At 69.2% G+C, this 22,973-nt stretch carries 18 protein-coding genes and 1 pseudogene; 4 read left to right on the top strand and 15 right to left on the bottom strand.

All coding sequences use genetic code 11. The features are described 5' to 3' along the window. Window positions 1-162 precede the first annotated feature (162 nt). Both IAI54_RS24565 and IAI54_RS24560 read left to right on the top strand, forming a co-directional pair. Entirely contained in the window at window positions 163-939 is a 777-nt protein-coding gene (locus IAI54_RS24565; RefSeq protein ID WP_187969676.1) for an alpha/beta hydrolase, read from the top strand. A 129-nt stretch (window positions 940-1,068) separates the two neighbouring features. Beyond that, a complete protein-coding gene (locus IAI54_RS24560; RefSeq protein ID WP_187969675.1) occupies window positions 1,069-1,533 on the top strand; it encodes a DUF2852 domain-containing protein in 465 nt (154 codons plus the stop codon). A gap of 96 nt (window positions 1,534-1,629) precedes the next feature. Here the strand turns inward: IAI54_RS24560 and IAI54_RS24555 are convergent, their stop codons facing one another. From IAI54_RS24555 to IAI54_RS24525, 7 genes are all read right to left on the bottom strand, one after another. Beyond that, on the bottom strand, window positions 1,630-2,961 hold the full coding sequence (locus IAI54_RS24555; protein WP_187969674.1) for a bifunctional folylpolyglutamate synthase/dihydrofolate synthase: 1,332 nt from the start codon (window positions 2,959-2,961) through the stop codon (window positions 1,630-1,632). Between the two features lie 55 nt (window positions 2,962-3,016). After that, entirely contained in the window at window positions 3,017-3,943 is a 927-nt protein-coding gene (accD, locus tag IAI54_RS24550; protein ID WP_187969673.1) for an acetyl-CoA carboxylase, carboxyltransferase subunit beta, read from the bottom strand. A 57-nt stretch (window positions 3,944-4,000) separates the two neighbouring features. Continuing rightward, window positions 4,001-4,843 (bottom strand): tryptophan synthase subunit alpha, encoded by an 843-nt coding sequence (trpA, locus tag IAI54_RS24545; RefSeq protein ID WP_187969672.1) that lies wholly within the window; start codon window positions 4,841-4,843, stop codon window positions 4,001-4,003. Next, window positions 4,840-5,151 (bottom strand): type II toxin-antitoxin system RelE/ParE family toxin, encoded by a 312-nt coding sequence (locus tag IAI54_RS24540; RefSeq protein ID WP_187969671.1) that lies wholly within the window; start codon window positions 5,149-5,151, stop codon window positions 4,840-4,842. The genes trpA and IAI54_RS24540 overlap by 4 nt, the downstream gene beginning before the upstream one ends. Further along, window positions 5,148-5,438 carry a CopG family ribbon-helix-helix protein gene (locus IAI54_RS24535; RefSeq protein WP_187969670.1) on the bottom strand — a complete coding sequence of 97 codons (291 nt, stop codon included), beginning with the start codon at window positions 5,436-5,438 and terminating at the stop codon, window positions 5,148-5,150. Before IAI54_RS24535 ends, IAI54_RS24540 begins: the two co-directional genes overlap by 4 nt. A 67-nt stretch (window positions 5,439-5,505) precedes the next feature. After that, window positions 5,506-6,726: a tryptophan synthase subunit beta gene (trpB, locus tag IAI54_RS24530; protein WP_187969669.1), complete on the bottom strand. Its 1,221-nt coding sequence runs from the start codon at window positions 6,724-6,726 to the stop codon at window positions 5,506-5,508. 190 nt (window positions 6,727-6,916) lie between these two features. Next, window positions 6,917-7,558, bottom strand: a complete 642-nt coding sequence (locus IAI54_RS24525; protein ID WP_187969668.1) for a phosphoribosylanthranilate isomerase — start codon at window positions 7,556-7,558, stop codon at window positions 6,917-6,919. A 106-nt stretch (window positions 7,559-7,664) separates the two neighbouring features. Here IAI54_RS24525 and IAI54_RS24520 point away from each other — a divergent pair, with 106 nt between their 5' ends. Then, window positions 7,665-7,895 (top strand): AbrB/MazE/SpoVT family DNA-binding domain-containing protein, encoded by a 231-nt coding sequence (locus tag IAI54_RS24520; RefSeq protein WP_187973336.1) that lies wholly within the window; start codon window positions 7,665-7,667, stop codon window positions 7,893-7,895. Continuing rightward, window positions 7,892-8,301: pseudogene (locus tag IAI54_RS24515) on the top strand (type II toxin-antitoxin system VapC family toxin). Before IAI54_RS24520 ends, IAI54_RS24515 begins: the two are co-directional and overlap by 4 nt. On the opposite strand, the gene IAI54_RS24510 reads toward IAI54_RS24515, so the two are convergent. The 8 genes from IAI54_RS24510 to ahcY form a co-directional block, all read right to left on the bottom strand. Continuing rightward, window positions 8,302-9,063 (bottom strand): M48 family metallopeptidase, encoded by a 762-nt coding sequence (locus IAI54_RS24510; protein ID WP_187969667.1) that lies wholly within the window; start codon window positions 9,061-9,063, stop codon window positions 8,302-8,304. Between the two features lie 325 nt (window positions 9,064-9,388). Continuing rightward, a complete protein-coding gene (gene trxA, locus IAI54_RS24505) occupies window positions 9,389-9,709 on the bottom strand; it encodes a thioredoxin (protein ID WP_187969666.1) in 321 nt (106 codons plus the stop codon). Window positions 9,710-9,813: 104 nt separating this feature from the next. Next, entirely contained in the window at window positions 9,814-13,335 is a 3,522-nt protein-coding gene (gene addA / locus IAI54_RS24500) for a double-strand break repair helicase AddA (protein ID WP_187969665.1), read from the bottom strand. Then, window positions 13,332-16,475, bottom strand: coding sequence for a double-strand break repair protein AddB (addB, locus tag IAI54_RS24495; RefSeq protein ID WP_187969664.1), 3,144 nt, complete (start codon window positions 16,473-16,475; stop codon window positions 13,332-13,334). The genes addA and addB overlap by 4 nt, the downstream gene beginning before the upstream one ends. Then, entirely contained in the window at window positions 16,472-17,203 is a 732-nt protein-coding gene (locus IAI54_RS24490; RefSeq protein ID WP_187969663.1) for a nucleotidyltransferase family protein, read from the bottom strand. Before IAI54_RS24490 ends, addB begins: the two co-directional genes overlap by 4 nt. After that, complete coding sequence (gene tsaE / locus IAI54_RS24485; protein WP_187969662.1) at window positions 17,200-18,708, bottom strand: tRNA (adenosine(37)-N6)-threonylcarbamoyltransferase complex ATPase subunit type 1 TsaE; 1,509 nt, start codon at window positions 18,706-18,708, stop codon at window positions 17,200-17,202. The genes IAI54_RS24490 and tsaE overlap by 4 nt, the downstream gene beginning before the upstream one ends. A gap of 11 nt (window positions 18,709-18,719) precedes the next feature. Continuing rightward, on the bottom strand, window positions 18,720-21,266 hold the full coding sequence (locus IAI54_RS24480) for a sensor histidine kinase (RefSeq protein ID WP_187969661.1): 2,547 nt from the start codon (window positions 21,264-21,266) through the stop codon (window positions 18,720-18,722). A gap of 205 nt (window positions 21,267-21,471) precedes the next feature. Continuing rightward, on the bottom strand, window positions 21,472-22,872 hold the full coding sequence (gene ahcY, locus IAI54_RS24475) for an adenosylhomocysteinase (RefSeq protein ID WP_187969660.1): 1,401 nt from the start codon (window positions 22,870-22,872) through the stop codon (window positions 21,472-21,474). Window positions 22,873-22,973 lie beyond the last annotated feature (101 nt).

The raw sequence follows: 22,973 nt of genomic DNA, 5'->3' as shown, positions 1-22,973 counted from the left end.
TGCGTGCTTCCTCCCGGCCGCCTATGTCGGGTCGGCAGGAATTCTGTCAATAGCACGAAGCCGCGCGGAAATCACGTCATACGAACGGTTTTACGCGAAGAACGACGCCGGGTTCCATTCCGCCGGCTCAATGCGGCGACGGCGATCGCGAAGGAGGACGACATGGACGAAGAAGCACCGGTCGAGTTCGTCGACGTCGCGGGTGCGCCGATCGCCGTGCGGCAGCAGTCGGGGCGCGCGCCGGGTGTCGTCTGGCTGGGCGGCTACAGGTCCGACATGGCCGGCACCAAGGCGGAGCGACTGGCCGGGTGGGCGCGGCAGCACGGCAATGCCTGCCTGCGGCACGACTACTCCGGACACGGTCTCTCGGGCGGCGCCTTCGCCGACGGCACGATCTCGCGATGGCTCGGGGAGAGCCTGGCGGTGTTCGACCGCTTCTGCGATGGCCCGCAGATTCTCGTCGGCTCGTCCATGGGCGCATGGATCGCGCTGCGGATGGCGCAGGAGCTTTCCCGCGACGGCAGGCGCGGCCGGATCGCGGGGATGGTGCTGATCGCACCCGCGCCCGATTTCACGGTCGACCTCATCGAACCGTCGCTGACGCCGGCCCAGAAGCGCGATCTGGAAACGAAGGGACATTTCGAGGAGCCGTCGCAATACGGTCCCGAGCCCAATGTCTACACCCGCGCCCTGATCGAGGACGGGAGGCGCAATCGTGTTCTGAACGGGCTGATCGAGACCCATTGTCCGGTGATCGTCCTGCAGGGCATGAAGGATCCCGACGTTCCCTACGCGCATGCGCAGAAGCTGGTGGAGCACCTGCCTGCCGACGATGTGACGCTGACGCTGATCCCCGACGGCGACCACCGCCTGTCGCGGGAAGAAGACATCGCGCTGATGCTGAGGGCGGTGCAGGAACTGGTGGCGCGCGCGCGCTAGCGCCGAAGGCCCGGCCCGGTCGGCTTCGCACAACTTTACATTTCGGATGCTTGAATCGCCCATTTCCTGTTCCCATTTCGAAGCCATGCAGCCCGGTTCGGCTGCCCCCTACGGAAGGAACGGGAAACGATGAACACGACTGCACTGATCCGTCCGGCCTGGACGCCGGCGACGATTGCGCTGATGGTGATCGGCTTCATGGTGTTCTGGCCGCTCGGCCTGGCCATGCTGGCCTACATCATCTGGGGCGACCGGCTTGACGGGTTCAAGCGCGACGTCAACCAGGCCACGGACGGCTTCTTCGCCTCCTGCAAGGGCCGGGGCCGCCAGGCGCGCGGCCGTCACCGCGGCTTCGGCCGTACCGGCAACGTCGCCTTCGACGACTGGCGCGACGCCGAGATGACCCGCATCGAGGAAGAGCGCCGCAAGCTCGACGAGATGCGCGAGGAGTTCGACGGCTACCTGCGCGAACTGCGCCGCGCCAAGGACCAGGAAGAATTCGACCGCTTCATGTCCGAGCGCAAGCGCCAGCGTGACGCCGGCGAGCCGACCAACGGCGCGCCGAAGAGCGGGCCGACCCTGCTCGACGACTGACGCGACCGCTCCAAGGGGTCCATTCCGGCGGCGCCGTGGCGACACGGCGCCGCTTCCGTTTGCGGCATCCCGCAGACGGGTCGACGAAGGAGCCGGTCAGACGGGCGGCGTCCCGTTCTCGCGGAGAACGTCGCCCATCAGATAGAGCGAACCGCAGATCAGGATGCGCGGCGCAGGCTCGTCGCCGTGCCACGTGTCGCGCAGCAGCGCGAGCGCGTCGGCGACCGAGCTGATCGGCTCCGCCGACAATCCAGCCTCGGCTGCACGGTTGGCGAGCTGGTCGGGGGGAACGCCCGCATCGCTTCCCGCCACCGGCACCGTGAAGACATGGCGGGCCATGCCCTGGAAGGCGGCGAAGAAGCCGGTCTGGTCCTTGGTCGAGATCATGCCGCAGATCAGGAACAGCGGCCGCGCGAAACGATCCTCCTGCTCCCCCAGCGCTTCGGCGATGACGGCACCGGCGCCCGGATTGTGGCCGCCGTCGATCCAGATCTCCGCGCCCTCCGGTGCGAGTGCCGCCAGTCGTCCATGGCTCAGGCGCTGCATGCGGCCCGGCCACTCCACAGTCGTCATGGCCTTCTCGGCCGCCCGCATGGGGAGGGCGAAGCCCGCGGCCTTGATCGCCGCGATGGCGGCGGCGGCATTGGCGAGCTGATGGCGGCCGGGCAGGCGCGGCAGCGGCAGATCCAGAAGCCCGTCGTCGTCCTGATAGGTCATGCGGCCGTTTTCGGAAAACGACAGGAAGTCCTGCCCGTAGACGAGCGCCGGGCACTCCAGCCGATCAGCCGTGTCGATCAGGACGTCGCGGGCTACGTCGGACTCCTGCTGGCCGATGACGACCGGAGCACCCCGCTTCATGATGCCCGCCTTCTCGGCCGCGATCAGCTCGACGCGGTCGCCGAGATAGGCCTGATGGTCGAGCGAGATCGGCATGACGACCGCAACCGCAGGCCGGGCGATCACGTTGGTGGCGTCGAAGCGGCCGCCGAGGCCGACTTCGAGGATCACAGCGTCGGCGGGATGCTCGGAAAACAGCACGAAGCCGACGGCAGTCAGGATCTCGAAGACCGTGATCGTCTCGCCGCGGTTCGCCTCCGCCACACGGCCGATCGCATCGGCGAAGACCTCGTCGCTGACGAAACGTCCGCCGCCGGGCGCCGCCATGCGGTAGCGTTCGTGCCAGGAGACGAGGTGCGGCGAGGTGTGGACGTGCACGGCATGTCCCGCAGCCTCCAGCAGCGCCCGCGAGAAGGCGGCCGTCGAGCCCTTGCCGTTCGTTCCGGCGATGTGGATGACGGGCGGCAGCCGATCCTGCGGATCGCCCAGCCGGGCCAGCAGCCGCCGGATCCGATCCAGCGACAGGTCGAAGCCCTTGGGATGCAGCGTCATCAACCGCGCGATCTCGCGGTCGGCCCTTGAAGTCGTCACGAACATGCCCCTGTGCCCGCCTCCGTGCCGTTGCTGCCCGGTCGAGCCCGGTTGTCTACGCCGGCTGATGCGATTCGGCCTCTTCGGCCTGCGTCTCCGGCGTTTCCGTTTGCGCCGCGGCGGGCAGCGGCAGCGGGGTGTTCAGGAAGATCTTCATCAATCGGGCGATGGTGGATTTGAGTTCGGTGCGCGGCACCACCATGTCGACCATGCCGTGCTCCATCAGGTACTCGGCGCGCTGGAACCCTTCCGGCAGCTTCTCGCGGATGGTCTGCTCGATGACGCGCGGGCCGGCGAAGCCGATCAGCGCCCCCGGCTCGGCGATGTGGACGTCGCCCAGCATGGCGTAGGAGGCCGTCACGCCGCCCGTCGTCGGGTTGGTGAGGACCACGAAATAGGGCAGGCCGGCCTCCTTCAGCCGGTCGACGCCGACCGTGGTGCGCGGCAGCTGCATCAGCGACAGGATGCCTTCCTGCATGCGCGCCCCGCCGGAGGCAGCGAAAAGGACGAGCGGCAGGCGCCGCTTCAGCGCGGTCTCGAAGGCGTGCACGATGGCCTCGCCGGCGGCGAGGCCGAGCGAGCCGCCCATGAAGGCGAAGTCCTGGACGGTCGCCATCACCTCCAGCCCGTCGATCGTGCCGACGGCGTTGAGGATCGCGTCCTCCATCCCGGTCTTCGTGCGGGCGTCGCGCAGGCGGTCGGTGTAGCGCTTCTCGTCGCGGAACTTCAGCGGGTCGATCGCGACCTTCGGGTTCTCCAGAAGCTCGTAGCGGCCCTCGTCGAAGAAGAAGCGCAGCCGGTCCTTGCCGGAGATACGCATGTGGTGGCCCGACGCCGGGATGACCCACTGGTTCTCCTCGAGATCCTTGTGGAACACCATCTCGCCGGTCTCGGGACACTTGATCCAGAGATTTTCCGGCATGTCGCGCCGGCCGAGCATGGAATTGATCTTCGGGCGAACGTAGTTCGTGATCCAGTTCATCGGAGGGTCTCCTTCCGCGGGGGCTCGGGGCGGCCCCTTGTCCCCTAGATGGGGCGATTATTCGGCGGCAGCAAGGCGGGCCTGACGCACGCCCTGGGCGAGGCCGGCGACCAGCGTGGCGACGGCCTCGGCCGGATCGGCCGTCATTTCGCCCTTCGGTCCCAGCACATTGGCGACCGCGTTGACGATGGCGGTGCCGACAACAACCCCGTCGGCCGAGGCGCCGATGGCGCGGGCCTGTTCCGCGGTCTTGACGCCGAAGCCGACGCAGACCGGCAGGTCGGTGTGGCCCTTGATGCGGCGGACCGCCTCGCCGACCTTGCCCGTGTCGGCGAGCGCAGAGCCGGTGATGCCGGTCATCGAGACGTAGTAGACGAAGCCCGAGGTGTTCTCGAGCACCTTGGGCAGGCGCCTGTCGTCGGTGGTCGGCGTGGCGAGCCGGATGAAGTTGATGCCGGCGCGCACGGCCGGGATGCAGAGCTCCTCGTCCATCTCCGGCGGCAGGTCGACGACGATCAGGCCGTCGATGCCGGACGCGATGGCATCGGCGAGAAAGCGCTCGACGCCGTAGACGTAGATCGGGTTGTAGTAGCCCATCATGACGATCGGCGTCTCGTCGTCGGTCCTGCGGAAGTCTGCTGCCATGGCGAGCGTCTTCTTCAGCGTCTGGCCGGATTTCAGCGCGCGCAGGCCGGCGGCCTGGATCGCCGGGCCGTCGGCCATGGGGTCGGAGAACGGCATGCCCAGCTCGATCACGTCGCTGCCGGCTTTCGGCAGCGCCTTCATGATCGACAGCGACGTGTCGTAGTCCGGGTCGCCGCCCATGAAATAGGTGACGAGGGCGGGCCGGCCTTCGGCCTTGAGCTTCGCCATGCGGCGGTCGATGCGGGTGTCGGTCATTCTAGGACGGCAGCCTCTTCGTGTAGTTCGAGCAGTTCGGGGTCTGCGCGTTGATCCCATATCCGGATGATTTCAACGCGATCATCGAAAACCTCGTAGACGATCGCGAAGGGCGTCTTGCGGACCGGGAATTTCCGCAAACCCTCCATCCCGACCTGCCGGCCGATGTACGGGTTGAAGACGATGTTGTCGATGGCCTTCACATATTGTCGGCGCGCCGCGCCGGCCCCCTCGGGGAATATCTTTTCGTAGTAGGTTCGAAACCACTCCAGGTCGGGCTTCGTCGACGCCAGGAAGACGAGTTTCATCGGCGTCGTGGCGGAAGGAAGACATCCGGTTCAGGCGGCGGCAGCTCTTCGTCGGTATCCCAACTCTCCATCCAGCGCATCATCGCCTCGCTCGAGATGAAGACCCCCTTGTCGGCCTCGGCGAGCCTCTCCTTGAGGATCGCGCGCTCGCGGGCGGGGATTTCGAGGTAGGAGGCGATCGCCCGCTCGGCGATCTCGGCGACCGAGACGTTCAGCTGCCGCGCATGCTCCTCGAGTTCCCGCTTGGTCTCTGCGGTCACGTGAAGCGAAAGCGGTACCTCGCCCATCGGTTCGTCTCCGTCAGTGCTGAAGCCGCAGTCTACCACGACCGGCGCACGTCCCCAATCCGGATGGCTACAGTTCCACACCCAGGATCTTGCCCACCGTGAAGATGTCCTTGTCGCCGCGGCCGCAGAGGTTCATCACGATGATCTGGTCCTTCCCCATGGTCGGCGCGCGCTTGATCACCTCGGCCAGCGCGTGGGCTGGCTCCAGCGCCGGGATGATGCCTTCGAGCTTCGTCAGCAGCTGGAACGCCTCCAGCGCCTCCTGGTCCATGATCGGCACGTATTCGACGCGTCCGCTGTCCTTCAGCCAGGAATGCTCCGGACCGATGCCGGGATAGTCGAGGCCGGCAGAGATGGAATGGCCGTCCTTGATCTGGCCGTCCGCATTCTGCAGCAGATAGGTGCGGTTGCCGTGCAGCACGCCGGGCGAGCCGGCCGTCAGCGAGGCGCAGTGCTCCTCGCCCGACAGGCCCTTGCCGCCGGCCTCGACGCCGACGATCCGCACGTCCTTGTCGTCGAGGAAGGGATGGAACAGGCCGATCGCGTTCGAGCCGCCGCCGACGGCGGCCACCAGCATGTCGGGCAGGCGGCCTTCGGCGGCCAGCATCTGCTCCTTCGTCTCCCGGCCGATGACGGACTGGAATTCGCGCACCAGCTCCGGATAGGGGTGCGGGCCGGCGGCGGTGCCGATGATGTAGTAGGTGTCCTCGACGTTGGTGACCCAATCCCGAAGTGCTTCGTTCATCGCGTCCTTCAGCGTGCCATGGCCCGAGGTCACCGGCCGCACCTCCGCGCCGAGCAGCTTCATGCGGAAGACGTTCGGCGCCTGACGCTGCACGTCGGTGGCGCCCATGTACACGATGCAGGGGAAGCCGAAGCGCGCCGCCACCGTGGCCGAGGCGACGCCGTGCTGGCCCGCTCCGGTCTCGGCGATGATGCGCGTCTTGCCCATGCGCTTGGCGAGCAGGATCTGGCCGAGGCAGTTGTTGATCTTGTGCGAGCCGGTGTGGTTCAGTTCGTCGCGCTTGAAATAGATCTTGGCGCCGCCGAGATGCTCGGTCAGCCGTTCCGCGAAGTAGAGCGGCGAGGGCCGGCCGGTGTAGTGGGTGTTGAGGTTCTCCAGCTCCGCCTTGAAGGCCGGGTCGTTTCGCGCCTCGGTCCAGTGCTTCTCGAGGTCGAGGATCAGCGGCATCAGCGTCTCGGCGACGAAGCGTCCGCCGAAGATGCCGAACATGCCCTGCTCGTCGGGTCCCGTGCGGAACGAATTCGGTGCGGCCTGCTGGTTCATTGCGCTCTCCTCGCCTGCCGGGCCAAGCCGGCGGCCTCCGTTGGCTTCCGCATATCGCGTCGGAGCGCCGAAAGGCAACGGGGAAGCGCTCGGAGTGCGCGAATCAGTCGAGGATGCGAAAGAATTCCCACTGAAACCCTTGAGGTTTCTGGCTTCAGCCGCGCGGAAGCGGGTATTCTTTCACATCCTCTCAGGCGCCGCGCACCGCGCGGAAGAAATCGGCCATCATCCGGACGTCCTTCACCCCCGGCGCGCTCTCGACACCCGAAGAGACGTCGAGGCCGGGCGGCGCGACGAGGCGGAGCGCCTCGGCGACGTTGCCCGCGTTGAGCCCCCCCGAGAGCATGTAGTCGATCGAGGGATCGAGCCCGGCGAGCACCGTCCAGTCGAAGGAGACGCCGTTGCCGCCGGGAAGCTCCGCGCCCTTCGGCGGCTTGGCGTCGAACAGGAAGCGATCGGCCACGCCGCGAAACGGCGCGATCTTCTCGAGATCGGCCTTCTCGGCGACCGAAAACGCCTTCATCACCGGCAGGCCGTGGCGCGCCTTGACCTCGGCAACGCGCGCGGGCGTCTCCTTGCCGTGAAGTTGCAGCATGTCGGGAGCCATCTCGGCGACGATCGCGTCGAGAAAAGCGCCGTCGGCATCGACGGTCACGGCCACCGCCTGCGCCCTCCCCTGCGCCGCCTGCCGCAGCCGGCCGGCTTCGGCGGGCATCAGGTTGCGCGGGCTTTTGGCAAAGAAGATGAAACCGACATGCGTCGCCCCACCGTCGAGCGCGGCGGACAGGGTGTCTGGCGTGGAGAGGCCGCAGATCTTGATGTCGAGGGGCATGGGTGCCGAAATCGCACGGAACGGCGGCGATGTCGAGGCGAGCGTCCTTGCAGCGTCGGCGGGCACGTATTACTCTCCCAAGGATAGTATTACCTCAGGCCCCCCCATGAGCACCGTCACCGTGAAGGGTCAGGTGACGATCCCGAAGGCCGTGCGCGATCATCTCGGATTGAAGCCAGGGAGCCAGATGCGGTTCCGGCGCGCTACCGACGGCAGCATCGTCCTCGAAGCGGCCACGAAAACGGCGCACGCCGGTCGTTTCGAGAGGCTACGCGGCCACGCCGGCAAGGGCCTGTCCACCGACGAGATCATGGCGCTGACGCGCGGCGACACGTGACGCTCGTCGATTCGAACGTTCTGCTCGACCTCGCCACGGACGATCCCATGTGGGCATCGTGGTCGTTGGCCGCGCTCCAGGACGCTTCGCTGCAAGGCGAACTGATCATCATCGACGCGGTTTATGCGGAGATTTCGACCCGGTATGGCCGGATCGAGGATGTCGACACCTTCGTTACCGCTGCCGGGCTCCGTCACGTCGCGATTCCTCCATCCGCGCTTTTTTCATCGCGGCAAAGGCATTCACAAGCTACCGGCGCCACGGCGGACAGCGCGGCGGCGTGCTGCCCGACTTCTTCATCGGGGCGCATGCCGCCGTTCTCGACTGCGCCCTTCTGACGTGCGACACGGGCCGGTATCGCACCTACTTTCCGACTGTCCGGCTCATGACGCCCGGTGAGACCTGATCAGAACCCGATCGCGTGCAGCGCCGCGCCGTTGCGCTTGAGCCAGGCCTTGGCCTCGTCGGTGCGGGGGTTGAGCGTGCGGCAGAGCTTCCAGAATTTCGGCCCGTGGTTCATCTCCTTCAGATGCGCCACCTCGTGGGCGACGAGGTAGTCGATCACCACCGGCGGGGCCATCATGATGCGCCAGGAGAAGGAGAGGTTGCCGTCGGACGAACACGAGCCCCAGCGGCTGGTGGTGTCCTTGAAGCGAACGGCCTTGGCCTTGCGGCCGACGGCGGCCGTATGCTTCGCCACCAGCGGCTCGATGTCGCGTTTCGCCTCTCGCTTGAGGAAGTCGGCGAGGCGGCGCGGCAGATGGGCGCGGTCGCCATGGACGATCAGCGCCGGCATCCCGTCGACCGTGTCGACCGAGACGCTGCCGCGCGCCGAAGGCTCGTGCACGATCAGGTGCGGCACGCCGCGCAGCGGCAGCTTCGCGCCGGGGCGCAGCTGCGGCCGGTCGGGCAGCTTGCCGAGCTTCTCCTCCAGCCAGCCGTGGTGCCGGTCGAGGAAGCGGTCGACCTCGCGCTCCGGCAGGCCCGGCGGCACGGTGACCCGCAGGCCGCGTCCCCCGACGTCGATCCGGAGCGTCAGCCGCTTCGCCCGGGCGTTCTCGACGACGCGCAGCGGCAGTTCGCGTCCGGCGACGACATGCGTCCGCTCCTCCGGCTCGGCGGGCGGCGGCGGAAGGCGGACGGGTCGCTTGAGGAAACCGGGCAGCATGGGTGAGAAGGATAGACGATTCGGGGTGGGGATGAAGCGGGGATGCAACGACAAGGAAATGTCGGCGCTCCGCGATACCCCCCTCTGCCTGCCGGCATCTCCCCCTCAAGGGGGGAGATCGGCAGCTTCGTCTTGGCGCCCGTTCTGCAACGATGGCACTTGGGCGCAATCGGCGGTGACATCGATCTCCCCCCTTGAGGGGGAGATGCCGGCAGGCAGAGGGGGGTGTGAAGGAACGCGGACACTCAATTCTATGCAAATGTCACACCTCAACGAAAAAGCCCGGCGCGAAGGCCGGGCTCGTCTCGATGCTGCGATCAGCCGATCAGACGTTGCCGCCGATCCAGGCCGAGAGCGCGGTTTTGGGCGAGGCGCCGACCTTCATGTCGGCGACCTGACCGCCCTTGAACAGCATCAGCGTCGGGATGGAGCGGATGCCGTACTGGGCGGCGATCTCGGGGTTCTCGTCGATGTTGACCTTGGCGATCTTCACCTTGCCGGCCATCTCGTTGGAAATCTCCTCGAGCGACGGGGCGATCATCTTGCAGGGGCCGCACCACTCGGCCCAGAAATCGACGACCACCGGCTCGGCTGCGTCGAGCACTTCGGCCTGGAAGCTGTTCTTGTCGGCTTTGACGGTGGACATCCGGTGTCTCCTCGGCGGGGGCTGCGGCACTCGGCCGGTCCCGCAACAGATTACGTTCCGCGCATATGTGGTCGGCCGGGCGGCCGCGTTCAAGGCGTGTTCTGTCACGCTGCCGTGAGTCGGACAAGGGCGGCGTCGAGCAGCGTCTGCGGCAGCACGACGAGATGCGGCCCCTCGGTGAAGAGCAGCGCCGCCTCAACCCGCTTCCCAGGATAGAGCGGGACGAGCAGCGCCTGGTAGAGCGCGAGCTGGGCGACATATGTGTCGGGCACCGCATCGAGGTCTCGCGGCGGCGGGCGGTTGGTCTTGTAGTCGACGATCAGAACCGCGTCGCCGGTGACGGCAAGGCGGTCGATCTTGCCGGAGACCGCGCGCGGGCGCCCGGCCACCTCCAGCGTGCCCATGACCGAGACCTCGGCGCGCGAGCCCGGCGAAAAGACCGGCGCGAAGGCGGGCTCACGCAGCACGGCGTCGACCGATTGCCACAGCGCCTCGCGCTCGACCGCGCTCCAGCCATTGCACGCACGGTCGAGGTAGCGGCCGGCAGCCGCCTCGCGATCGGCCGGCGTCACATCGGGCAGGCTCTGTAGCAGCCGGTGGACGGCGGTGCCGCGCGCCGCCGCGAAGGAGGTGCCCGAGACGGCGGCGAGCACGGGTGAGGCCGAGAGCGGGCCGATGTCCTCGCCCTCGCCGATCAGCGCGCCGGCGCCGGAGGGCGCCAGCGGCCGCGGGAAGGCGCGGGAGCGCGCGAGCCGTTCCGTCAGGCGCGGCGGCAGGGCGTCCGGCGCGGGTTGAACGGCCGCCCCGTCTTCCGCCGGCGCCAGCGGCCGGTCGGGCGTGATGCGGAAGCGGCGGATGCGCAGGCCGGTCTGCGGATGGCGGACCTCTTCCACCGCGGCCCTCGAGAAGCCCGCTTCGACGAGGCGATGCCAGATGCCCTCCTGCGGCTCGCGCATGCCGCGATAGCCGCAGACGATCAGCCTGTCCTCCGCCCGCGTCATGCCGACGTAGAGCAGGCGGCGGTACTCCTCCTTCGCCTTTTCGCCGATCGCCCGGCCGATGCCGCGCGACAGGCGGTTCTGGACGTCGGAGGACGACCGCCAGACGAAGCCGTCGCCGGGCCACAGACCCTTCCTCGACGGGATCGGCAGGAGGCGCGGCAGGTGCGTGTCGGAAAAGGGCGCGCTGCCATTGTCGACGAGGAAGACCAGCGGCGCCTCAAGTCCTTTCGACGCATGCACGGTCATGATGCGCACCTCGTCGCGCGTCTGGTCCATCTCGCGCTTGATGTCCGGCCCCGCGTTTTCCAGCGCGGCCAGGAAAGACTCGAGCCCGGCCGGGCCCGCCTTTTCGGCGGCGAGGCAGAAGCCGAGGAACTCGTCGAGGATTTCTCCGGCCTCGTGGCCGAGCCGGGCGATCATCGCGCGGCGCACGCCGTCGCGGCCGAGGATGGCGGCGTAGAACTCGAACACCGGGCGGCCGTCGGCCTCGTCGCGCCATCGATGCAGAGCGTCCGCCACGGGCCGCCAGAGCGGATCGCCGGTCGCGGCGCGGCCCTCCAGCACGTCCCACAGCGACCGGCGGCCACGCGCATGGGCGAGCGCGTACAGGTCGTCCTCCGACCGGCCGAAGACCGGGCTCTTCAGCAGGGCGGCCAGCGACAGGTCGTCATTGGGCTGCAGCACGAAGCGGCCGAGCGCGATCAGGTCCTTCACCGCGATGTGGGCGCGCAGGTTGAGCCGGTCGGCGCCCGCCACCGGAATGCCCCGGTTCTTGAGGCCGCGGGCGAGCGCGTGGATGAAGCGGTCGCGCTTGCGCACCAGCACCAGCACGTCGCCCGGTCGCACCAGCCGGCCCTTGCCGGGCAGAGGCTCGCCCGCCTTCAGCCAGCCGTCGATGGTGCGCGCCATGGTCTCGGCCAGCTGGACCGCGGGTGCGGAGGCATGGTCCACCGGCTCGGTCCAGTCCTCGGGCGCCTCGACGGCTTCCGGTGCGATCTGGTCCCAGAGTTCGACCACCCCAGGCTCGCCCGCGCGGATCGCCCTGTGCTCGATGCCCTCGGGATCGACGGTCAGCCCCGCGCGCGCCTCGTCGCCGGAGAAGACGAGGTCGACGGCCCTGAGCACGTCCTCGGTCGAGCGGAAGGAATGGGTGAGGCGCACACGGGCGAAACTCGCCTGCGCCGCCTCGACCTTCTCCCGGAAGACATGGCCATGATCGCCGAAGGCCCGGGGCTCGGCGCCCTGGAAGGAGTAGATCGACTGCTTCTCGTCGCCGACGGCGAAGATGGTGCGATGGGCATTGTCACGCGCGCCGGCACCGGTGAAGAACTCCTCGGCCAGCCGCGCCACGACCTGCCACTGGTCGGGGCTGGTGTCCTGCGCCTCGTCGACCAGGATGTGGTCGATCCCCTGGTCGAGCTTGTACTGGATCCACGGCCCGACATCCGCACGCGACAGGAGCCGCACGGTGCGGGTGATCAGGTCGTTGAAGTCGAGGAATCCGCGCGCGCTCTTCAGCCTCTCGTAGCGTGCGATCAGCCAGTCGGCGATGGTCAGCGCGGCACGCGTCGCCTTGAGCATGCGGAAGGCGGCGAGCCGGTCGCAGGCGTCGATGAGGGCCGTGCAGGCGCGGGCATGCTCGTCGGCAAAGGCGGGAAAGTGTTCGGCAACGCCCTTCGAGAGCACCTGCTTGACCGTTTTCGGCTCCCAGTCGGGCTTGCCCTTCTTCAGGAAGAGGTCGCGGGCGGCGATGAGGGCGGCGGCCGGGTCGGGAGTGCCGCAGGCGGCAGCCAGTTCGGCTGCGAACTCGGCCGCCTTCGCCTTGCCGGCCGCGTCGGCGCGCTCGCCGAGGGTCCGCGCCAGCGCCGCGGTGAAATAGGCATCGGGCCAGGCCGTCCGGGCGATCGCCGCCTCGGTCTCGTCGCCGGAAAAGCCGAACTCCTCGAAGAGTGCAGCGAAGCCGGAGGAGACGCCGCCGACATGGTCGATGAAGGCGCGCAGCCGGTCGCGCTTGCCGACGATCTCCGACAAGAGCGCGTCCAGTCCCGCCTCGCCACCCGCCTGCAGCACCGAGGCGAAGGCATCGGCGAGCACCGCGTCGCGCCCTTCCGAAGCGCCCGAGAGAAGGTCCCGTCGGGCCTCGGCGACGAGCGCCTGTTCCATCTGGCCGTCGAGCATCTCGAAATGGCCGGCGATGTTGGCCTCCAGGGGGAAGCGGTGCAGCACGGCCTCGCAGAAGGCGTGGATGGTCTGGATCTTCAGCCCGCCAGGCGTTTCCAGCGCGCGGGCGAAGAGCCGGCGGGCGAGGTCGCGCTTGGCACGCGAGGGCCGGCCGCCCTCGATCTTCGCGATCTCGGAAGACAGCGTCTCGTCGTCGAGGGTCGCCCAGCGGCCGAGGTCGCGGAAGACGCGGGTGGCCATGTTGGCGGCGGCGGCCTTGGTGTAGGTGAGGCAGAGGATGCGGGCGGGGTCGGCGCCGTCCAGCAGCAGCCGCACCACGCGCAGCGACAGGACGTGGGTCTTGCCGGAACCGGCATTGGCCGACACCCAGGCCGACGTCTGCGGGTCGGAGGCCCGCGCCTGGCTGCGCTGCGTTTCCTCGGGGACGAAGAACGGCTTCTTCATGCCTCGCCCTCCCCGCCGCCGGCCTCGTCGGCGCCCGCCGACCATTCGAGCACGCGGGCGAGATGATCGTAGTCGCCGTCCGTGTCCCCCTCGCGAAAGGGCAGCGCGCGCGACAGGTAGCCGGTCGAGGGGCGCTGGTAGTGCGCGACCAGCTTCTCCAGCCGTGCCCAGGCTTCCTCGGAAAGCTCGGCGGCAGAGCGGAGTTCGCGCTTGAACTCCAGAATCGAATCGGGGACCACCTGCCCGTCCGGCTTCAGGCGGACGTAGAGCAGGTCGGCCGGCTCGGCCTTGCCGGCGCCGGCGAAGGCGCCGCGGCGGAGCAGGGCGCCTTCGAGGGCGAGCTGCGGCGACAGCAAGGTATGCGCCTGACCCTTCGAGGGGTTGGAGCCCGTCTTGTAGTCGAGGATGTCGGCGAGCCCGCCGCCGCGCAGGTCGATGCGGTCGGCGTAGCCCGAAAGCGTCACGCCCGTCGCGCCGATGGCCGTGGCACCGGCGCGATCCTCGGCGTGGCGCGCTCGGATGCCGGGTGCACGCTCGCGCTCGAAGGCCAGGATGTGCGGCGCCATGGCCATGAATCGCGGCCACCACACCGCCTCGACGTCGACGGGCAGCGCCAGCGCGTCGAAGGCCGCGCGGGCGATGTCGACCAGCACGCCCAGCGCAGAGTCGGCCGCCGGATCGACGCCGGACACCGTGAAGCGGTGCAGGATGTCGTGGAACAGCGTGCCGCGCTCGGCGGCACCCGGATCGCGCACCAGCGGGTCGAGCGGCTTCAGATCGAGGATGCGGCGCGCATAGATCGCGTAGGGGTCGCGGCGCAGCGTCTCGACCTCTGTGACGGAAAATCCCGTCGGCCGCGACTCCAGGGGCGGCACGGGGCGCGGCCGTTCGACGAAGGGAACGTCCGGGCCGGCGTCGAGCTGGCGCGCCCAGGCGAGATAGCGGTCGCCGCGCGCCCGCATCGCCTTGGCCGGCGCCTCGCCCACCAGGGTCGTCAGGCGCTGCAGCCAGCGGGACGGGACGGCCGGCGCATCGCCCGCACGAGCGGCGCGGGTGAGGACCAGGCGCGCCGCCCCCATCGCCATCATGAAGTCATGGGCGGCCAGGCCGATGCGGCGTTCCGGCGGCTCGAGATCGATACCGGTCTTCATCATGCGCGACATGAAGCGATCGGCCTCGGCCTTGCGCGGCCAGGTACCTTCGTTGAGGCCGCCGACGACCAGCAGGTCGGCGCTCAGCAGGCGGGCTTCCAGCGCGCCCCAGATCGAGACGCGCGGGTCGCTGCCGGCCGACGGCTTGACGGTGTCGCCGGAGAGCAGCGCCGCGACGATGGCTTCCCATTCGCGCGGCTCGACGACCATGTCGCCGGCGGCCGCGGCGAGGTTGCGCAGGAAGCCGACCAGCCCCTCTCCCGCATCGCCGTCATAGAGCCTGCCGAGCCCGCCGTCGTCGGCCCGGCCGATCGCTTCCAGAGCGGTGACGGTGGCGGCGACCAGGTCGGCCATCGGCACCCCCGAGCGGCTGCGCAGCACGATCAGCGGCGCGGTCGCCTCGCCGAACGCGGCGATCAGGTCGCGGCAGGCGGCGATATCGTTCTCCGTCAGGCGCCTCAGCCAGAAGGGCTTGCGCTGCTCGTCGGCGAGCTCGGCCAGCCTGCGGTCGAAAAGTTCGCCGAGCGCGGCGACGTCGGGCCGCCCGGTGCCGCCGCGCAGCGCGACGAGTTCGATCCATTCGACGGTGTCACGGACGAGGGCGCGCCTGCGGCCGAGGCAGAACAGCGGATGCTTCAGCAACGCGAGCAGCGGTACGGGATCGCCGGGCGTGAAGACGGCGGCCAGCAGTTGAACGAGCAGCAGGCCCGGTCGCGTGCGGGCGAGCGGCGTGCCGCCGGAATCGTCGGCGTGAATGCCGAAGCGCAGCAGTTCGGAGGCGACGCGGCGGGCGAGTTCGCGGTCGGACGTGACGAGCGCCACGTGGCTGTCGTCGCCCGCGATGGCGTCGCGCAGCGCCACCGCGATGGCGATGGCCTCCTCGCGCTCGTTGGCCGCTTCCACCAGGGCGACGCCGTCGAGCGCGCCGACGGCCAGAGCATCGCCGACATCGGCCGAAGCCTCTACCCAGCGCTCGGTCGTCTCGGCCGGGCGCAAGGCTTCCGAGACGACGAGGCTGCGCGCCGACAGGGGCGCCGGCGGCAGTGCCAGATCCTGGATGTCGGCACGGGCGATGCCGAGGGTGGCGATCAGCTTCTTCAGTCCATATTGCGGATGGCCGAAGGCCGAGGCCGGCTGCGTCGAATGGCCGATCAGGTCCCATGACGGCTCGTCGAGCCGCCGGTCCAGGCCAGGCAGGATCACCGCGCCCGAAGGCAGGCGGGCGATGGCCGCGAGAAGCCGCGCGGTGGCGGGAATCGAGCCCGTCGAGCCGGCGGCGATCACGGGGCCGGACGGCGGATGCCGGGCGAGCCGCGCCGCCTCGGCGTCGATCATGGCCGAGCGGTGGGCGGCCGGATTCGACCGGTCGATCGCCTCCAGCACCTGCGGCCAGACGGTGGTGACGATCGACAGGAACTCCAGCGTCACCTGCCACCAGTTGGCGAGATCCTCCCGGACGAGCCCCTGCAGGCCGGCCCAGCCGACGCCCTCGGTCTCGATCTCGTCCATCAGGGCGGCGAGGTCGCGGGCGAGCCAGATCGCGTCGGCGAGCGAGGACGGCACCACCACCTCCTCGGCGAAGAGCTGCGCGACATGGGCGGGCAGCCTTCGCTTCCAGGCCTGCACCAGCGGCGCCAGCGCCATCAGCCGCTCCATCGGCGCGATCGGCGGCGCGAGGTCGAGCGAGGCGGGCGCGCCGTCCTGGAACAGCACGGCATCCTCGTCGAAATCGCCGAGCGGCCGGATCACCGGCAGGATGGCGGATGCGGCACCGGCCTTGCTGCCGACCCGGGCGGCGAAGACGGCGCGCAGTTCGCGCGCGGAGCGGCGGGTCGGCACGAAGATCGTCGCGTCGGCGAGCGTCAGCGGATCGCCGTTCCAGGCGTAGCCGGGCACGAGCCGTCCGGCCAGCAGGGCATCTGCGAGCGTTTCGAGGAAGGGGGCGCCCGCCGGGATCGAAAACACCCGGGGCGCGGCATGGGCGCTCATGGCCGTCCTGCCGCGGCCCTCGCGACGGCGTCCTCGGCGGCAGGGATCGCGTCGGGCGTGCCCACGGTGATCCAGGAGCCGCGCATCCGGTGGCCGAACAGCCGGCCGGCGGCGATGGCGCGGTCGAAATAGAGGTTCAGCGAATGCGGCTCAGGCTTCGCGCCGTCGAAGATGCGCGGGTGCAGGATGATGGCGCCGGCATAGATGACGCCGTCGGCGGCGCCCTTCGCGCGGGCGAGCCGGCCCTCTGCGTCGACCGTGAAATCGATCCCGCCGGAATGGCCGGTGGCATCCGCGAGACCGGCGGTGAGCAGCAGCATGTCCATGGCCGCAGGATCCCATGCGTCGGCCATCGCGGCAAGGTTGTGCGTGTCCGCCGCGTCGATCCAGAACGTGTCGGCGTTGAGCACGAGGAAAGGTTCTGCGCCGAGCAGCGGCAGCGCCCTGACGATGCCGCCGGCCGAATCGAGCAGGCCGGCCGTCTCGTCGGAGATCGTGATCGCCGGGCTCGCGCGGCTCGCGACGTGGCGCACGATCTGGTCCGCCAGATGATGGACGTTGACGACGGCGCGCTTTACGCCCGCGCGCTCCAGCGTGTCGAGACCGCGGTCGAGCAGGGTCCGCCCCGCGATCTCGACCAGCGGCTTCGGCCTCGTGTCGGTGATTGGCCGCATGCGCGTGCCGAGCCCGGCGGCGAGCACCATTGCGGTTTCCGGAACCGCACTCATGGCGTTGCGTGGTCGAGCAGGCCGGCATCCCGGCAGAAGGCGGCGACCGGCTCGAGCGCCGGATGCGCGAGCGCCCGGGCGAAATAGGCGCGGATGCGCGGCAGGTGCTTGAGGTAGGCCGGCTTGCCGTCGCGCCTGTCGAGCCGCACGAAGATGCCGAGGATCTTGGCGTTCCGCTGCGCGGCCATGATGGCATAGGCAGCGTCGAAGCCGGCTCGGTCGAAGGCGCCGACCGCCGTCCGCGCCTCGGCATAGGCCTCGATCGTCGCACGCTCCATCTGCGGCGGGACGGTGACGCGGGCGTCCATCGCCAGCGAGGCGAGGTCGTAGGCGGCGGGGCCGATCATGGCGTCCTGGAAATCGACGAGGCCGAGCCGGTCGAGCCCCTGCCGCTCGTCGCGCCAGACGATGTTGGGCGAGTGGTAGTCGCGCAGGACGAGGCTCTTCTCGGCAGTCTCCAGCCGGTCGAAGACACGGTTCCAGGCCGCCACATAGGCCGCCTTCGCTTCGGCGGACACCGGCCTGCCGGTCGTGTAGGGCATGTACCAGTCGGTCAGGAGCTCGACCTCGATCGTCATCGCGCCGCGATCATAGGCCGGCACGCGATGCACGACACCCTGGCTGGTGGTGATGGTCTGCGGCCAGACCTGGCCATGCAGCGCCGCCAGCAGGCGCCCGGCCTCGGCATAGCGCTCGGCGACGGGCGAGCCGTCGTCGGCGAGGAAATTGCCGGTCCCGAGGTGCTCGACCAGCAGGAGGCCGGCTTCGATATCGACGGCGAGGATTTCGGGTGCCGCGAAGCCCGCACCCTTCAGCACCTCGCCGATCGCCACGAAGGGCAGAACGTCCTCGGCGAGATGGGCGATCTGGCTGTAGGGCTTGCCGTCGCGGATGATCGGGCCGTCCGGCTGGCGCGGCGCGTTCATCAGGACGCGCCGCGTGCCGGCCTTTTCGACGATCTCGTAGGCGCGGGTCGAGGCGTCGCCGAACATGAAGCGGCGCGTGGCGTCGCCCCAGCCCGCTCCCGCCAGGAAGGCGCGGACGGCGCGCGAGCGGGCCAGTCGCGCCAGCGCCGGCGCCGCGCCCGCAATTTGGGCCCGCCGGCCCTCTCCCTCGTGCTCCAGCCTCAGCGTCAGGGCGGCGGGCGGCAGGCGATCGGCGGCCCGTTCCGGCCACTCGACCAGCACGATGCCCGACGCGGCCATCTCCTCGACCCCCAGTTCGTCGATCTCGTCCGCGGTGCCGAGACGGTAGAGGTCGAGATGATGCACGGGGATGCGAAGCTCGTAGCTCTGGACGAGCGTGAAAGTGGGGCTCGGCACCTCGAGGTCCGGGTCGCCGGCCATGGCGCGGACCAGGGCGCGGGCGAGCGTCGTCTTGCCCGCCCCGAGGTCACCCTCCAGCCGCACGAGATCGCCCGGCCGCAGCGCGAGCGCGAGGTCCTCGCCCAGCTGCCGGGTCGCGGCCTCGTCGGCCAGACCGATGTCGAAGGATCCGTCGTGCATCGAGCCCGTTCCTACTCCGCCGCCTTGGCCTCGCGCGGCGCGGCGGGAAAGCGGCAGAGCACGGTGGTGCCGCGGGACCGGCCGGAGTCGATTTCGACCGTTCCGCCATGCAGTTCCACGAAGCTCTTCACGATGGCGAGGCCGAGGCCGGCGCCCCGCTTGCGTCCGCCATTGGCCCGCGGCTCGAACCGCTTGAAGGCGGCGTCGAGGATTTCGGGCGGCATTCCGGGTCCGTCGTCGTGGACGAGGAACTCGATGCGGTCGTCCTTCTGCCGGCAGGACAGGACGATGGTCGAGTGCTCGGGCGCGTAGTTGGCGGCGTTGCTCAGAAGGTTGAACAGGATCTGCCGCAGCCGCTGCCCGTCGGCCTGGAAGGCGGCCGGGGCGGCGGCGAGGTCGATCCGCAGCGCGATGTCGTGCTCGCGCAGCTTCTCGGCGACGAGTTCGGCGGTCTCGTTGACGGTCCGCGCAACGGGCACTTCGCCGATCTCCAGTTCCATGATGCCGGCATCGACGGTGGCGAGATCCAGGATGTCGTTGACGATGGTCAGCAGCACCGAGGAGGACGAGGCGATGTGGTCGAGATAGTCCTGCTGGCGGGGGCTCATGGGGCCGGTGTCGGGCTGCTGCAGCAGCTCGGTAAAGCCGATGATGTTGGTCAGCGGCGAGCGCAGTTCGTAGGAGACGTGCTGCACGAAGTCGTTCTTCAGCTGGTCGGCCTTCTGCAGCGCCTCGTTCTTCTCCTGCAGGGCGCGCTCGAAGTTCACGCTGTCGGTGACGTCGACGAAGGTCGTCATCACCTGGCCGTTGGGCAGCGGGATCACGGCGTGGCTGAGGATCGAGCCGTCGACGAGCTCGACCTTCCCGTGCGTCTCGCGGCGCTCCTCGTCGAAGCCGGTGACGGCGGCGACGAAATCCGGCCAGGGGCTCTGCACGCAGGCGCGCTCGCAGGCCTTGCGGATGACGGCGATGTGGATGCCGACGCCGACCTCGTCGCCGCCGAGCCGCCACAGCCGGGCGAAGGCGGGGTTGAAGAGCCGCACCCGGCCGTCCGGACCGAACACGGCCACGCCTTCGGCGAGATTGTCCAGCGTCTCCCCCTGGACGCGGACGGCGGTGTTGTAGCGGCTTTCGAGGTCGAAGCGCTCCGTCAGGTTCTCGAACACCCAGGTGACGCCGCCGCGCGGGCTCGGATTGCCGACGACGCGGATCGTGCGCCCGTCCGGTAGGTGCCACCAATGCTCCTGCGGGTCGACGGAACGGTAGGCAGAGAGGAGGTTCTCCTTCCAGCGGCGCCATTCGGGCTGCTCGGCCAGTTTGCCGGCGCTGCGCAGGCGGTCGAGCATCAGCGTGTTGTCGGGAGCGCTCTCCAGGAAGCCGGGCTCGAACTGCCAGAGCTTCTGGAAGGCCTGGTTGAAGAAGCGCAGCTTCTGCTCCGCGTCGAAGGTGGCGACGGCGGTGTTGAGCTGGTCGAGCGTCTCGGAGTGGCTGCGCATCATCCGCTCGAACTCGCCGCGCAGCGTCTCGACTTCGCTGCGGTCGACGGCCAGCCCGGCCGCGCCGAAACCGGTTGCCACGTCGGTGACCGCAAACAGCCTTCGGTCGCCGCCGATGACCGCCGAAACGGTCTGTTGGTATACCGGATCGGTGGCGTGGTGGCGCGTGACCGCCTCTCGCGCCTGGGTGCCCAGAAGCTCGCGGCCTTCGGCGATGGCCTGGCCCGGCGTCTCCGCCTCGACGGCGATCGCATAGGCCTCGTTGGCGTGCTGAAGCCGGCCGGCGGAGTCGCGCACCCAGAAGGGCATTTCGAGCGCGTTCAGCAGCTTCAGGACGAGGTCGTGCTCCGCAGCGACGGAGGCATGCTCGGCGCGCAGCCGGGCATGCTCGCGCTGCCGCTCGGTGAGCGACTGGAAGCGAACGATCGAATGGCTCCCTGCCTTCCGGCCCTGAACCTCGAGCACGATACCGCTGCGGGTCTCGGCGACCAGATCGAACGGCTCGCCGGCGTTGCGCAGGGACGAGATCGCGTTCTCGATCGCCGTGGCGGAGCCCGCCGTGAGCCAGCGCCCGAAGGCGAGGAATGCGCTGCGCTCGTCCGGCACGCCGGGCGACGTCGGCAGGGAGCCCAGGATCTCCGGCCGCCGGTGCTCGCTCGACCAGACCACGGTGCGCTGGTCGCGCACGCTGGCCAGCGCATCCGACCGCTGCACGGACGCATTGAGCTCGGCGATGCGCTCGCGCAGCTGCAGGTTCTCGGCGGCGATGCGACCGCGCTCGCGGATCAGCCAGACTGCGGAGACGAGGGCCGCGCCGAGCACGCCGGCGAAGGTGGCGAACTGGATCACCTCGAATGCGCCGAAGCCGCCCAGGACGCGGGCGCCCGCGACGCCGACGCGCTCCTGCGCGGCGCCAGGCGTGGCGAGGCAGAGCGATCCTGCAAGCGAAGCGACGCCGGCAGCGCCCGCGCGAAGCGTCTCGCGAACGGCCTTCGTCCGCGCCGCGCGGGTCGCAAAACACGACCCGCCGATCCCCGAATCCCGCGGGCGCACCAACTGCATCCTTCCGTCCTCTCCGCCGCTCGACAGCCGGCCGCCCCGGCCGCGCTCCCGATTACGCATCCCCGCTCCGAGACCGCATCCCATGGCGAATCAGGTCACTGTACCGGTCGAGGGAATCGACGTGAAGAAGCCAGCCGGACAAAAAAAAGGCCGGGCGGAAATGGCTCCGCCCAGCCTCAAGATGTTGTGTCCGGCAGTAGAAAGATCAGTAGCGGTAGTGTTCCGGTTTGAACGGCCCCTGCGGCGTGACGCCGATGTAGGCGGCCTGTTCACTCGACAGTTCGGTCAGCCGCGCATTGAGCTTGCCGAGATGCAGGCGCGCGACCTTCTCGTCGAGATGCTTGGGCAGGACGTAGACCTCGTTCTTGTAGCTCGAGCCCTTCGTGTAGAGCTCGATCTGGGCCAGCACCTGGTTGGTGAACGAGGCCGACATGACGAAGCTCGGATGTCCGGTCGCGTTGCCGAGGTTGAGCAGCCGGCCTTCCGACAGGAGCAGGATGCGCTTGCCGTCCGGGAACCGGACCATGTCGACCTGCGGCTTGACGTTGGTCCATTTCAGGTTGCGCATCGCCGCGACCTGGATCTCGTTGTCGAAGTGGCCGATGTTGCCCAGGATCACCATGTCCTTCATGGCGCGCATGTGGTCGAGCGTGACCACGTCCTTGTTGCCGGTCGCGGTGATGATGATGTCGGCGGTCGGCGCCGCCTCGTCGAGGGTGACGACCTCGAAGCCGTCCATGGCGGCCTGCAGCGCGCAGATCGGATCGGCCTCGGTGACCTTGACGCGGGCGCCGGCGCCGGCGAGCGAGGCGGCCGAGCCCTTGCCGACGTCGCCATAGCCGCAGATGACCGCGACCTTGCCGGCCATCATGACGTCGGTGGCGCGGCGGATGCCGTCGACCAGCGATTCCTTGCAGCCGTACTTGTTGTCGAACTTCGACTTGGTGACGCTGTCGTTGACGTTGATGGCCGGGAAGGGCAGCAGACCCTTCTTCTGCAGCTGGTAGAGCCGGTTCACGCCGGTGGTGGTCTCTTCGGACACGCCGCGGATGGCGTCCTTCTGGCGCTTGAAGAAGCCGGGCGTCGCGGCGAGGCGCTTCTTGATCTGCGCGAAGAGGATTTCCTCTTCCTCGCTGCCCGGATTCGACAGCACGTCCTCGCCCGCCTCGGCGCGCGCGCCGATCAGGATGTACATGGTGGCGTCGCCGCCATCGTCGAGGATCATGTTGGACGGCTGGCCGTCCGGCCACTGGAAGATCCGGTCGGTGTAGTCCCAGTAGTCCTCGAGCGTCTCGCCCTTGACGGCGAAGACGGCGGTGCCGGAGGCCGCGATGGCGGCGGCGGCATGGTCCTGCGTGGAGAAGATGTTGCACGACGCCCAGCGGACGTCGGCGCCGAGCGCCTTCAGCGTCTCGATCAGGACCGCGGTCTGGATCGTCATGTGCAGCGAGCCGGTGATGCGCGCGCCCGAGAGCGGCTTCGTCTCGCCGAACTCCTCGCGGCAGGCCATCAGCCCCGGCATCTCGGTTTCGGCGATCTCGATCTCCTTGCGGCCCCAGTCCGCAAGAGCGATGTCCCTGACGACGTAGTCCTGGCTGGCGGCCATTGCGCATCTCCATGTCATGACGAAGGACCGGAGCGGCACGTCGGCCGCCCGGTCGGATCGCGCGTCCCTAGCAGATCGCGCCATCGGTCACAATGGGATAT

It is taken from the genome of Aquibium microcysteis (assembly GCF_014495845.1).
Classification (GTDB): Bacteria; Pseudomonadota; Alphaproteobacteria; order Rhizobiales; family Rhizobiaceae; genus Aquibium; species Aquibium microcysteis.
The sequence above is the reverse complement of the archived record's forward strand: the minus strand, read 5'-3'. Positions and strand labels throughout refer to the sequence as shown.